This is a genomic window from Buttiauxella sp. B2 (assembly GCF_006376615.1).
Classification (GTDB): Bacteria; Pseudomonadota; Gammaproteobacteria; order Enterobacterales; family Enterobacteriaceae; genus Buttiauxella.
This window is the reverse complement of the sequence record NZ_VEXQ01000004.1, coordinates 151,737-165,265: the sequence shown is the minus strand read 5'-3', so window position 1 is coordinate 165,265 and position 13,529 is coordinate 151,737. Positions and strand designations below refer to the sequence as shown.

The 13,529-nt window shown below is 53.6% G+C and carries 10 protein-coding genes and 2 pseudogenes; all 12 read left to right on the top strand.

The features are described 5' to 3' along the window. The first annotated feature begins 68 nt into the window (after positions 1–68). The 12 genes and pseudogenes from hycA (at position 69) to hypF (ending at position 13,526) form a co-directional block, all read left to right on the top strand. The gene (hycA, locus tag FH968_RS07335; protein ID WP_139878484.1) at positions 69–524 is read left to right on the top strand and encodes a formate hydrogenlyase regulator HycA; all 456 of its coding nucleotides are present in this window, start codon (positions 69–71) and stop codon (positions 522–524) included. A gap of 217 nt (positions 525–741) precedes the next feature. Then, a complete protein-coding gene (locus FH968_RS07330; protein ID WP_139878483.1) occupies positions 742–1,347 on the top strand; it encodes a 4Fe-4S dicluster domain-containing protein in 606 nt (201 codons plus the stop codon). After that, a complete protein-coding gene (gene hycC, locus FH968_RS07325) occupies positions 1,344–3,152 on the top strand; it encodes a formate hydrogenlyase subunit 3 (protein ID WP_139878482.1) in 1,809 nt (602 codons plus the stop codon). Before FH968_RS07330 ends, hycC begins: the two co-directional genes overlap by 4 nt. Before the next feature lie 10 nt (positions 3,153–3,162). Continuing rightward, entirely contained in the window at positions 3,163–4,089 is a 927-nt protein-coding gene (locus FH968_RS07320; protein ID WP_139878481.1) for a respiratory chain complex I subunit 1 family protein, read from the top strand. A gap of 17 nt (positions 4,090–4,106) precedes the next feature. After that, entirely contained in the window at positions 4,107–5,816 is a 1,710-nt protein-coding gene (locus FH968_RS07315) for an NADH-quinone oxidoreductase subunit C (RefSeq protein WP_139878480.1), read from the top strand. 12 nt (positions 5,817–5,828) lie between these two features. Then, on the top strand, positions 5,829–6,374 hold the full coding sequence (locus FH968_RS07310) for a formate hydrogenlyase complex iron-sulfur subunit (RefSeq protein ID WP_139878479.1): 546 nt from the start codon (positions 5,829–5,831) through the stop codon (positions 6,372–6,374). Continuing rightward, positions 6,371–7,135 carry an NADH-quinone oxidoreductase subunit B family protein gene (locus FH968_RS07305; RefSeq protein ID WP_139878478.1) on the top strand — a complete coding sequence of 255 codons (765 nt, stop codon included), beginning with the start codon at positions 6,371–6,373 and terminating at the stop codon, positions 7,133–7,135. The genes FH968_RS07310 and FH968_RS07305 overlap by 4 nt, the downstream gene beginning before the upstream one ends. Beyond that, a pseudogene (locus FH968_RS23845) lies at positions 7,135–7,524 on the top strand (formate hydrogenlyase maturation HycH family protein); the annotation flags it as partial. The gene FH968_RS07305 and the pseudogene FH968_RS23845, both read left to right, overlap by 1 nt. Positions 7,525–7,671: 147 nt before the next feature. Then, positions 7,672–8,136 (top strand): annotated as a pseudogene (gene hycI / locus FH968_RS23840) (hydrogenase maturation peptidase HycI); the annotation flags it as partial. A 235-nt stretch (positions 8,137–8,371) separates the two neighbouring features. Next, on the top strand, positions 8,372–8,917 hold the full coding sequence (gene hydN / locus FH968_RS07295) for an electron transport protein HydN (protein ID WP_139878585.1): 546 nt from the start codon (positions 8,372–8,374) through the stop codon (positions 8,915–8,917). 158 nt (positions 8,918–9,075) lie between these two features. Then, positions 9,076–11,226 carry a formate dehydrogenase subunit alpha gene (fdhF, locus tag FH968_RS07290; protein ID WP_139878476.1) on the top strand — a complete coding sequence of 717 codons (2,151 nt, stop codon included), beginning with the start codon at positions 9,076–9,078 and terminating at the stop codon, positions 11,224–11,226. A gap of 80 nt (positions 11,227–11,306) precedes the next feature. Next, positions 11,307–13,526, top strand: coding sequence for a carbamoyltransferase HypF (hypF, locus tag FH968_RS07285; protein ID WP_139878584.1), 2,220 nt, complete (start codon positions 11,307–11,309; stop codon positions 13,524–13,526). Positions 13,527–13,529 lie beyond the last annotated feature (3 nt).

The following is a 13,529-nucleotide window of genomic DNA, read 5'->3' as shown; positions in this document are numbered from 1 at the left end:
CAATTAGATACAATATTGGCACGAAAAGTGCTCTGTACTCGCAACAGCAGAAACAGAGTGATTTCATAATGAACATATGGGAATTGAGCGAAAAAGCCGAATACATTGCCGACAAGCACCAGCGCTTGCTCGCGCAGTGGCAACACTACTGCAATACCCTGATTCAGGGCATTACCCTTTCTAAAGCGAAACTGCATCACGCCGTAGGATGCAATCCTGATGATTCCCTGCGCTTCTTCTTGTTCGACCATTTCGTCATCCACGTAACGCTGGCAGAAGGCTTCAACAGTCACACCATCGAGTACTACGTTGAGAAACGTAATGGTGAAGATAGGGTGTTGATTGCAAAAGCAATCATTGATGACGAAGGCCGTGTGGACAGTAGCATCAGCAACCGTAACCGCGAAAACGTGCTTGAGCATTACCTCGAAAAAATTCACCCGGTATACGAAAGCCTGTACAGCGCAGTCCACACCGATACACCTGTATCAATGGGGCTGTTGCAACAAAGCGCCCAGGCCTGATAGCCATGTTGGGTGTCGAAAACTGTCGAAACGGCAGACTTCGGCACAGTTTCGTCAAAAATGATGACAACGATGAATTACCCTAAATAATTCGAATTACAGGAAGGCGGCAAGGGAGCGAGTCCCCCGGAGCTTACTTAAGTAAGTGACTGGGGTGAGTGATTGCAGCCAACACACCTGTAAATCGAAGTATGACGGGCAATCTAAGGAAGACCTGGTGAATCGCTTTATTATCGCCGACTCCAAACTTTGTATGGGTTGCCATACCTGTGAGGCGGCCTGCTCCGAAACGCACCGCCTGCATGGCCTGCAGTCCATGCCGCGCCTGAAAGTCATGCGTGATGCTAATGATTCCGCGCCGCAGATGTGCCACCACTGCGAAGATGCGCCTTGCGCGGGCGTTTGCCCAGCCAATGCCATTACCCGCATCGATGGAGCCGTACAACTCAACGAGAGTCTGTGCGTAAGCTGCAAACTATGCGGCATCGCCTGCCCATTTGGTTCTATTGAATTCTCCGGCAGCCGCCCGATTCATATCCCTGCTAATGCCAACAGCCCGAAAGCGCCCCCTGCGCCACCTGCACCTGCACGTGTTAGTTCGCTGCTCGACTGGGTACCAGGCGTTCGCGCCATCGCCGTGAAGTGCGATTTGTGCAGCTTCGATGAAGATGGCCCAGCGTGTGTACGCACCTGCCCAACGAAAGCGCTGCGTGTGGTTGATAACAACGACATGGCTAAATCCAGCAAACGTAAACGTGAATTGACCCTGAGCACAACGCTTGGCGATCTCACCTTGTTTACCCGGCCTGAGGTGAAAAAATGAGTGCTTTTATCCTGATTCATTGGGCAATGATGGGCTTTCTGCTAAGCGCAGTACTGGCAGGTATCACGGCATTTAATAAACCACTGAGTGGTTTTATTGCCGGGATTGGTGGGGCAATCAGTTCGGTACTGGTGCTGATGGCAGGCTACCAGGCGCTAACCGGCTTTAGCGGCATGGCGCAAATTTGGCATCTGCATCTCCAGCTCAATGCTTTTAACGGCGTATGGCTGGTGACGCTCGGCCTGCCGGGTCTGTTTATCTCTCTGTTTAATATCGACTGGCATCGTCATGAAGCCGTAAAAGCCAATGGTCTGCTGGTGAACCTGGTGATGGCAGCAGCGGTTGCGGCACTGGTTGCTGATAACCTCGGTATGTTGGTGGCGCTGGCTGAAATCGTCGCTTTGAGCGGCTACTTCCTGACGGGCTGCCAGAAGTCCGGACAGTTATGGTTTGCGCTGGGCCGCCTCGGCACCGTGCTACTGGCTGTTGCCTGTTGGTTATTGTGGAACCAGTACGGCACGCTGAGTTATGCCGAATTACACCTGCTCACCAATGGCACACCGATTAGCTCTGTTGTCTGGCTGCTGAGTCTGCTCGGTTTCGGTTTGCTCGCAGGTATTATTCCGCTGCACGGTTGGGTGCCTCAGGCACATGCCAACGCTTCTGCTCCGGCAGCCGCGCTGTTTTCCGCTGTAGTGCTGAAAATTGGTCTGTACGGCATCATGAGCTTCTCGCTTATCAGCAACGCAATGCCGTTGTGGTGGGGCGTTCTGGTTGTCGTTCTGGGGATGATTACTGCGTTTATTGGCGGCCTGTACGCGCTGATGGAACATAACATCAACCGCCTGCTGGCTTACCACTCCCTGGAAAACATCGGCATTATTCTGCTCGGCCTGGGCGTTGGCCTGATGGGCCTGGCGCTGAACGAATCCACGCTGATTGCGCTGGGCATGATCGGTGGCCTGTATCATCTGTTTAACCATAGCGTGTTCAAAACTACGCTGTTCCTCGGCGCAGGTGCGGTGTGGTTCCGCACCGGTCATCTGGACATTGAAAAGCTGGGTGGGATTGGCAAGCGTATGCCGCTGATTTCTATCGCCATGCTGGTTGGTTTGATGGCGATGGCAGCACTGCCGCCGCTAAACGGCTTTGCAGGCGAATGGGTTATTTACCAGTCGTTCTTCCATCTTGGCACCTTGCCGCTGTTTATCGCTCGCTTCCTGGGGCCATTGCTGGCCGTTGGTCTGGCAATCACTGGCGCGCTGGCTGTGATGTGTATGGCAAAAGTGTATGGCGTCACGTTCCTGGGTGCGCCTCGCACACCTGAAGCTGAAAACGCAACGTCTGCACCGTGGTTGATGAATCTGAGTGTGGTAGCACTCGCAGCATGTTGTGTGATTGCGGGCGTCGCCGCACCCTGGCTGATTCCCCTGTTGCAGAACGCAATTCCTCTGCCGTTGCAAACGGCTAACACCACCGTTTCACAACCGATGATCACCCTACTGCTGATTGCCAGTCCGCTGCTGCCATTCATTTTGATGGTGATTTTCCGTGGCGAACGTCTGCCAAACCGCACACGCGGTTCGGCCTGGGTCTGCGGTTACGACCATGAACAAGCGATGGTTATTACTGCGGGCGGCTTTGCGCAGCCTGTGAAAGCGGCGTTCGCGCCACTGCTGAAACTGCGCAAAACCCTTAACCCAGTGAAATGGATACCGGGCTGGCAGTGCGACCGCCTCGCCGGTACGTTCCATCGCCTGGCAATTTGCGAACTGGCTGTGTTGCTGGTTGCGGTTTGCGCTTAAGGAACCTGAGATGAATACCCTTTTCTTTCCCCTGATTCAGGCGCTGGTGTTGTTTGCCGCGGCGCCGCTGTTGTCCGGTATTACCCGCGTCACTCGCGCCCGTATGCACAACCGCCGTGGGCCTGGCGTGTTGCAGGAATACCGTGACTTATTCAAATTACTGGGCCGCCAGAGTGTGGCTCCGGCCGCATCCGGCTGGGTGTTTCGCCTGATGCCTTTTGTGATGGTCGGCGTAATGCTGACGATTGCAACAGCGCTACCGGTGGTCACGCTCTATTCGCCGCTGCCGTCGCTGGGTGATTTGATAACGCTCATCTACCTGTTCGCCATTGCCCGTTTCTTCTTTGCGATTGCAGGGCTGGACACTGGTAGTCCGTTTACCGCCATCGGTGCGAGCCGGGAAGCCATGTTGGGCGTATTAGTTGAACCGATTCTAATTCTGGGCCTGTGGGTTGCAGCACAAGTGGCTGGCAGCACACACATCAGCAATATCGCTTTCACAATCTACCACTGGCCAACCGCTCAGAGTTTAACGCTGATTCTGGCATTCGCCGCCTGTGCATTCGCCACGTTTATCGAAATGGGCAAACTGCCATTCGACCTCGCAGAAGCCGAGCAGGAATTGCAGGAAGGCCCGTTGACCGAATACAGCGGCGCGGGTTTTGCAGTGTTGAAATGGGGGATTTCCCTCAAGCAACTGGTTGTGCTGCAAATGTTCGTCGGCGTGTTCCTGCCATGGGGCCAGATGAGCGAATTTAGCTGGGGCGGCTTAGGTTTAGCGCTGATTCTGGCGGCAGTAAAACTGGTGCTTGGCGTGCTGATTATCGCACTGTTTGAGAACAGCATGGCGCGCTTGCGGATGCTGGAAACCTCAACGGTTACCTGGGCCGGTTTTGGCTTTGCCTTTTTAGCCTTCGTCTCCTTGCTGGCGGCGTGATTTAAGAGAATTTATCTATGTCTGAAGAAAAGATTGGTCAACATTATATCGCCGCACTGCATAAGCAATTTCCTCATGCCGTTATCGACGAAGCCTGGCAGACCAAAGACCAAATCACCGTCAACGTGAAGCTCAATATGCTGCCAGAAGTGGTGGAGTGGCTTTACTACCAGCAAGGTGGCTGGTTATCCGTATTGTTCGGTAACGATGAGCGCCAACTGTGCGGCAACTACGCCGTTTATTACGTGCTTTCCATGGAAAGCGGCGTGAAATGCTGGATTACCGTACGCGTTGAAGTCGATGCTGATAAACCAGAATTCCCGTCCGTCACACCACGCGTGCCTGCCGCCGTTTGGGGTGAGCGTGAAGTGCGGGACATGTACGGCCTGCAACCTGTCGGTCTGCCAGATGAACGCCGTTTAGTACTCCCCGATGATTGGCCTGATGACCTGTATCCGCTGCGTAAAGACAGCATGGATTATCGCCAGCGCCCGGCCCCCACCAGCGATCAGGAAACTTACGAGTTCATCAACGAACTGGGCAGCAAGAAGAACAACGTGGTGCCGATTGGCCCGCTGCACGTTACCAGTGATGAACCAGGCCACTTCCGCCTGTTCGTGGATGGCGAAAACATTATTGATGCCGACTACCGCCTGTTCTACGTCCACCGTGGCATGGAAAAACTGGCTGAAACTCGCATGGGTTACAACGAAGTCACCTTCTTGTCTGACCGCGTTTGCGGCATCTGTGGCTTCGCCCACAGCACCGCGTATACCACGTCGGTTGAGAACGCGATGGGCATCGTGGTGCCTGAACGCGCCCAGATGATCCGCGCGATTTTGTTGGAAGTTGAACGTCTGCACAGCCATCTGCTGAACCTCGGCCTGGCCTGCCACTTTGTGGGCTTTGACTCCGGTTTTATGCAGTTCTTCCGCGTGCGTGAGATGTCCATGAAAATGGCGGAAATTCTCACCGGCGCGCGTAAGACTTACGGCTTGAATTTGATCGGCGGGATTCGTCGCGATCTGCTGAAAGACGACATGATCCAGACTCGCCAGCTTGCACAGCAAATGCGCCGCGAAGTGAAAGACCTGGTCGATATTCTGATGAGCACGCCAAACATCGAGCAGCGTACCGTTGGTATTGGTCGTCTCGACCCGCAAATCGCCCGCGATTTCAGTAACGTCGGCCCAATGGTTCGCGCCAGCGGTCACGCCCGCGACACCCGTACCGATCACCCGTTTGTCGGTTACGGTTTGTTGCCAATGGAAGTTCACAGCGAAACAGGCTGTGATGTGCTGTCACGCCTGAAAGTGCGTATCAACGAAGTTTATACCGCGCTGAACATGATTGACTTCGGCCTGGATAACTTGCCTGGTGGCCCGCTTGCGGTCGACGGTTTCACCTACATTCCAAATCGTTTTGCGCTCGGTTTCTCTGAAGCACCGCGTGGCGATGATATTCACTGGTCAATGACCGGCGACAACCAGAAATTGTACCGCTGGCGCTGCCGTGCGGCGACCTACGCCAACTGGCCGACACTGCGCTACATGCTGCGTGGCAACACCGTTTCTGATGCGCCATTGATCATCGGCAGCCTTGATCCTTGCTACTCCTGTACCGACCGCATGACGGTGGTTGATGTACGCAAGCGCAAAACGAAAGTGGTGCCTTACAAAGAGTTGGAGCGCTACAGCATTGAACGCACGAATTCGCCGCTGAAATAAGCCGGAGTCATCATGTTTAATTTCATCAAAAAAGCCATTAAAGGCGGCGTGGCCACTGAGTCGTACCCGCTACAACCGATTGCTGTGGATCCTAATTTCCGTGGCAAACCGGAACACAATCCGCAGCAATGCATCGGTTGTGCAGCCTGCGTGAACGCTTGCCCGTCGAACGCGCTATCGGTGGAAACTGATCTGGTCGCGGGGCAACTGGCCTGGACCTTCAATCTGGGGCGCTGCATTTTCTGCGCGCGCTGTGAAGAAGTCTGCCCAACCGCCGCCATCAAGCTTTCTCAGGAATATGAGTTGGCCGTGTGGAACAAGGCGGATTTCCTGCAACAGGCACGTTTTGATTTGTGCAATTGCCGCCAGTGCAGCAAGCCTTTTGCTGTACAGAAAGAGATTGATTACGCCATTGCCTTGCTTGAGCACAACGGCGACAAACTGGCCGAATCTCATCGCACCTCGTTTGAAACTTGCCCGGAATGTAAACGCCAGCAAAGCCTGGTAGCTTCCGACCAAATCGACCTTAGCCGCCAGATAAGTGAGGTACGCTCATGAGCAACTTACTCGGCCCACGCGACCACAACGGCATGCCAGTGCCGATGACGGTGGATGAATCCATCGCCAGTATGAAAGCGTCGCTACTCAAGAAAATTAAACGTTCTGCGTATGTTTATCGCGTGGACTGCGGTGGCTGCAACGGTTGCGAAATTGAAATTTTCGCTACCCTTTCACCACTTTTCGATGCAGAACGCTTCGGAATTAAAGTGGTTCCATCACCACGCCATGCAGATATTTTATTATTTACCGGTGCGGTGACTCGTGCAATGCGCTCGCCTGCGCTACGTGCCTGGGAATCAGCACCCGATCCTAAAATCTGCATCTCCTACGGCGCGTGCGGTAACAGCGGCGGTATCTTCCACGATCTGTATTGCGTCTGGGGTGGCACTGACAAAATCGTACCGGTGGATGTGTATATTCCGGGTTGCCCACCAACACCTGCGGCTACGCTGTACGGTTTTGCCATGGCACTTGGCCTACTGGAACAGAAAATCCATGCCCGCGAACCTGGTGAGATTGACGCTCAACCTGCGCATATTCTGCATCCGGATATGGTTCAACCATTGCGTGTGCGTATTGATCGCGAAGCGCGTCGTCTGGCCGGTTATCGCTATGGCCGCCAGATTGCCGACAGCTACATGAACAATCTCGCCACCGGAGGAGACAGCGTTCAGCAATGGCTGGCTCACGAGAACGATCCGCGTCTGACCGAGATAGTCTCTCACCTTGAAGCCGTAGTGATGCAGGAGCGCGTGTAATGAGCGAGTCGGTGGTGTTTTGCCAGCTTAGCCGTAAGTTTGTTGATGAAAACGACAACACTCCGAGTGATGCGCAACAGGTGGTTTATTACAGCCTGGCAATCGGCCACCATCTCGGCGTTATCGACTGCCTGAAAGAGAATTTGGTTTGTTCGTTTGAGTCTTATCGAGCGTGGATTGCTACGCTCGAAGAGGGCAGCGAAGCGCGGCGCAAAATGGAAGGTGTGCCACGTTATGGCGAAATCGTTATCGACCAAAGCCATGTCGTCTTATTGGCTAAAGCGTTTGATGCCGCAAAACCAACACAAACTGAACAGCAACAACAGTGGAGCCAGGAATTGCTCGACATGCTGCAAGCCATTCAACAAGAACCCGCCATTTATTTGATGGTTCGGAGACGTTACGACCTCGACCAAAATAATTCGAGTTGCAGCAAGGCAGCAACTGAGGAAGTCCCCGGGAGCATAGATAACTATGCGACCGGGGCGAGCGAAGGCAGCCAACGCGGCTGCGGATCGAAGAATGAAGGTCGTAGTGTATTACTTTGCGTCGGCAACCCCATGATGGGCGATGACGGCGCAGGCCCAATGCTTGCCGAAAAATGCCTGGCCGCCCCACAAGGTGACTGGGTGGTTATCGACGGCGGCACCGCACCTGAAAATGATGTGGTAGCGATTCGCGAACTGCGTCCAGAACGTTTGCTGTTGGTCGATGCCACCGATATGGGCCTGGCTCCGGGTGAAATCCGCATTATTGATCCGGACGACATCGCCGAAATGTTCATGATGACGACACATAATATGCCGCTTAATTATCTGATTGATCAGATTAAAGAAGATGTTGGTGAAGTCATTTTTCTCGGCATCCAACCGGATATCGTCGGGTTTTATTATCCAATGACTGACGCGATAAAAGCCGCCGTTGAGACGGTGTATCAACGCCTTGCTGGCTGGGAAGGGAAAGGTGGTTTTGCGGAGCTCGAAGCGCCGGAGTACGAATAATTTTTGGTGGATGTCGCTGTCGCTAATCCCCCCTACAGGTTTGTAGGTCGGGTTAGCGCCAGCGACACCCGACGATAAATTCCCCACTGTCATCTGCCCAAATGACATCGTCAAATGTGTCGAAGTCAGTGTCATCCCGCCCTTGATCAATACACAACGCCTTGAATCACGCTAGCTTCAAAGTTGGCACACTTTATGTATGTCTATCGCCGACTTATAAAAACAGGAGTTTATGATGAACCGCTTCATCATTGCTGATTCGAGCAAATGTATTGGCTGTCGCACTTGCGAAGTGGCCTGTGTCGTCTCCCACCAGGAAGCGCAGGATTGTGCGGCATTAACACCGCAAACCTTCCTTCCACGTATTCATGTGGTTAAAGGCGTGAACGTTTCTACCGCGACGATGTGCCGCCAGTGCGAAGACGCACCTTGTGCCAACGTCTGCCCGAACGGTGCGATTAGCCGCGAGCATGGCTTTGTGAATGTGATGCAAGAACGTTGCATCGGCTGCAAAACCTGCGTGGTTGCCTGCCCATATGGCGCGATGGAAGTCGTTGTTCGTCCGGTTGTGCGCAATAGCGGCGCAGGTCTTAATGTGATGGCAGAAAAAGCCGAAGCGAACAAGTGCGACCTTTGCCACACCCGCGCAGAAGGCCCGGCGTGCATAGAATCTTGCCCAACCAACGCCATTATCTGCGTTGACCGCAACATGCTTGAACAAATGAGTGCCGAGAAACGCCGCCGTGCTGCGTTTGACTCCACTTCATCTCTGATTTTCTAATGCATCCCCAAATAATTGGAGTTGCATCAAGGCGGCAAATGAGCCAATCCCGACGAGCTTACTCAAGTAAGTGATTCGGGTTGGTGACTGCAGCCAACACAGATGCAGCTTCAAGAATGAAGGGGATTGAATTTTCACTTTTAACAGGTCTGTTACCGATGAAAAAAATTACCAGCGTTTGCCCGTACTGCGGTGCGGGTTGCAAACTGAAACTGGTTGTTGAGAAGAACAAAATTATCCGTGCCGAAGCGGCTGATGGCGTGACGAACCAAAATGAACTCTGCCTGAAAGGCTATTACGGCTGGGATTTTCTCAACGACACTAAGCTGCTCACACCGCGTCTGACGCAGCCAATGATTCGTTACGAAAAAGGCGACAAACTCCAGCCAGTTAGCTGGGAAGAAGCCATCAGCTATACCGCGAAACGCCTGAAAGCGATTAAAGAGCAATATGGCCCGCGTTCCATTATGACGACGGGTTCGTCACGCGGTACGGGTAACGAAACCAACTATGTGATGCAAAAATTTGCGCGTGGCGTGCTGCATACCAACAACGTTGACTGCTGTGCGCGTGTTTGCCACGGGCCGTCCGTTGCCGGTTTGCAGGTGACGCTAGGTAACGGCGCGATGAGTAACTCCATCGGCGATATCGAAAATTCAAAATGCCTGCTGGTGTTTGGTTATAACTGTGCCGATTCGCACCCTATCGTTGCGCGTCGTGTGATTAAAGCGAAAGAAAATGGTGCGAAAATCATTGTTTGCGATCCCCGACGCATCGAAACCGCGCGTATTGCCGATCAGCATTTGCAACTGAAAAACGGCTGCAATATGGCGCTGGTTAATGCCTTTGGCTACGTGCTGCTCGAAGAGAATCTTTACGATACAGAGTACGTTGCGAAATTCACCGAAGGGTTGGACGCTTACCGCGAAGTTGTTAAAGGCTACGCGCCAGAAGACGTCGAGCATCTGACGGGGGTTCCGGCACAACAAGTGCGCAAGGCAATGCGTACTTTTGCAGCGGCACCTTCGGCTACCATCATGTGGGGTATGGGTGTGACGCAATTTGGCCAGGCTGTTGACGTGGTAAAAGGGCTTTCAAGCCTTGCTCTACTGACTGGCAATCTGGGCCGTGAAAACGTAGGCGTTGGTCCGGTTCGCGGACAAAACAACGTGCAGGGCGCATGCGACATGGGCGTGCTGCCAAACCAGTTCCCTGGCTATCAGGATGTGGATGACCCGGAAGTGCGTGCCAAATTCGCCAAAGCCTGGGGCATCAACGTTGATGATATGGACGATAAAGTCGGCGTGCGTATCACCGAAGTGCCACATATGGCTATCGAAGGCGAGATGAAAGCCTACTACATCATGGGTGAAGATCCGTTGCAGACCGAAGCCGACCTTGGCCTGGTGCGCAAAGGTTTTGAAGCGCTTGATTTTGTGGTGGTGCAAGACATCTTCATGACCAAAACCGCCGAAGTGGCGGATGTCATTTTGCCAGCAACGTCCTGGGGTGAGCACGGTGGTGTATTTACCTGTGCAGACCGTGGCTTCCAGCGTTTTGAAAAGGCCATCGAGCCGAAATACAACGTCAAACGTGACTGGGAAATTATCAGCCTGCTCGCCACCGAGATGGGCTACCCAATGCACTACGACAACAACCAGCAAATCTGGGACGAGATGCGTGAACTCTGCCCGCTGTTCTACGGCGTAACGTACGAGAAAATGGGTGATATGGGCCACGTGCAATGGCCATGTCCGACGCTGGATCACCCTGGTACACCGTATCTGTATAAAGGCAGTAAGTTCGATACTCCAACCGGTAAAGGCCAGTTGTTTGCAGCGCAGTGGCGCGCACCGGCGGAAACCCCGGATGCTGAATATCCGCTGGTGCTGTGTACCGTGCGTGAGGTCGGCCACTACTCCTGCCGTTCAATGACAGGAAATTGTGCCGCACTGCAAACTCTGGCTGACGAACCAGGATTTGTGCAGATGCACCCGGCAGATGCGCAGCAGCTTGGTATCAAAGACAAACAACTGGTGTGGGTCAGCTCACGCCGCGGCAAAGTTATCAGCCGTGCCGAAGTGAATGAGCGCATCAATCTGGGTTCGGTATACATGACCTATCAATGGTGGATTGGAGCTTGTAACGAGCTGACTCAGGACAACCTTGACCCGATTTCCAAAACACCGGAAACCAAGTATTGCGCGGTTAACGTCAGCAATATTGCTGACCAGGCCTGGGCGGAAAACTACGCACAGACAACGTATAGCGATATGAAGGCAAGGTTGCGTCAGGCTGTAGAGGTTTAAAAAAATGGTGGATGGCGCTTCGCTTATCCACCCTACTAGTTTCTTAAAATTTGGTACTGATTGTGAATCTTAACGGCGTGATGCTTCGCATTCGCGGCAAAGTACAGGGCGTGGGCTTTCGGCCTTTCGTCTGGCAACTGGCACAACAACTCCAACTGACCGGCGATGTCTGTAATGACGGTGCGGGTGTGTTAGTGCGCCTGACTTCAACTGCCGATGCGTTTATCACCCAGCTTCACGCCTATTGCCCGCCACTGGCGCGTATTGATAGCGTTGAGCAAGCCACCATGCAGTGGGAAACATTGCCGCAAGATTTCACTATTCATCACAGTGACAGCAGCACTATGGACACACAAATCGCCCCCGATGCGGCAACGTGCCCAGATTGTCTGCGTGAACTTAATGATGCCAACGATCGTCGTTATCGTTATCCGTTTATCAATTGCACCCATTGCGGCCCCCGTTTCACGATTATTCATGCAATGCCGTATGACCGCCCTAATACGGTGATGGCCGCATTTCCACTTTGCCCGGCATGTGAAACAGAGTATCGCAACCCGATGGAAAGGCGTTTCCATGCCCAGCCGGTTGCCTGCCCCGATTGCGGACCGCAAATATCCTGGCAATGTGGTGAGTTTTCTTTAGAACGTGAAGAAGCTCTACAGGCTGCCGTTACGGCATTAAAAGCCGGAAAGATCGTGGCAATAAAAGGGCTGGGCGGATTCCATCTGGCTGTCGATGCCCGTAATGATACCGCTGTCTCCCGTTTGCGCCACCGTAAGCATCGCCCGGCAAAACCGCTCGCCGTAATGCTGCCGAACCCGCTCGGATTGCCTGCGAACGTCGTCGCACAACTTACTACCCCAGTGGCACCGATTGTCCTAATGGCGAAGTCGGCTTTACGCGGATTAAGTACGCTTATCGCTCCTCACTTGAGCGAAGTCGGTGTGATGTTGCCCGCCAACCCGCTCCAACACCTTTTGATGCAGGATTTTGGTGGGCCGCTGGTGATGACCTCCGGCAATTCAAATGGCAAACCTCCTGCTATCACCAATCAACAAGCGCTCGAAGAACTCGCCGATATCGCAGACGGTTGGCTGCTACATAACCGCGACATTGTTCAGCGCATGGATGATTCAGTAATCCGCAGCAGCGGTGAAGTGCTGCGCCGCGCCAGAGGATTTGTGCCCGATGCCCTACCGCTGCCGCCAGGGTTTGAGACGCTGCCACCCATTCTGGCTGTGGGTGCTGACCTTAAAAACACCTTCTGTTTGTTACGCGACAACCAGGCTGTACTCAGCCAGCATCTTGGTGATTTGTCTGAGGACGGTGTGGAACAACAATGGCAAAAGGCACGCACATTGATGTGCGAAGCCTATGATTTTACACCGCAGCATATTGCGCTAGATGCGCACCCCGGTTACCACAGCGCCCGCCTTGGGCGTGAAATGAATTTGCCCGTGAGCGAAGTTTTGCATCATCACGCTCACGCCGCTGCGTGTCTTGCTGAACACGGTTGGCCACTCGATGGTGGTGATGTGATTGCAATAACTCTCGATGGCATCGGTTATGGCGAGAACGACCAATTGTGGGGCGGTGAGTGCCTGCGGGTTAATTATCGTCACAGTGAACATCTCGGCGGTTTACCGGCAGTCGCATTACCGGGCGGTGATCTCGCGGCTCGCCAGCCGTGGCGTAACTTGCTTGCCCATTGCCAGGCTTTTGTTCCGCAATGGCAACAACACCCTGAAACAGCGGTGATACGTGCACAAAACTGGCCGCTGCTGGCGACGGCAATTGAGCGTGGAATTAACGCACCGGTTGCCTCCTCTGCGGGCCGTTTATTTGATGCAGCCGCCGCCGCGCTGAACTGCGCGCCACTGCAACAAAGTTATGAAGGGGAAGCGGCTTGTCGGTTAGAAGCCCTTGCGTCACAAAGCGGCGAATGCCGCCATCCGGTCGCGCTGCCGGTTATCGCGGGCAAATTCGACATGGCGACATTCTGGCAACAGTGGTTGAGCTGGCATGACTGTGCTCCTGCACGCGCCTGGGTGTTTCATGATGCGCTGGCAAAAGGTTTTGCTGATTTAGCCCGAGCCCATGCGCACCAGCATTCAATTAAGACTCTCGTATTCAGCGGTGGAGTTATTCATAACCAGCTGATGCAAAAACGGTTTTCGTACCATCTCGCAGATTTCAATCTGCTCTTCCCGACACAGTTACCTGCGGGTGACGGTGCTCTTGCATTGGGTCAGGCCCTTGTTGCTGCTGCCCGCCTCACCACTCCTTCACAAGGATAAAAT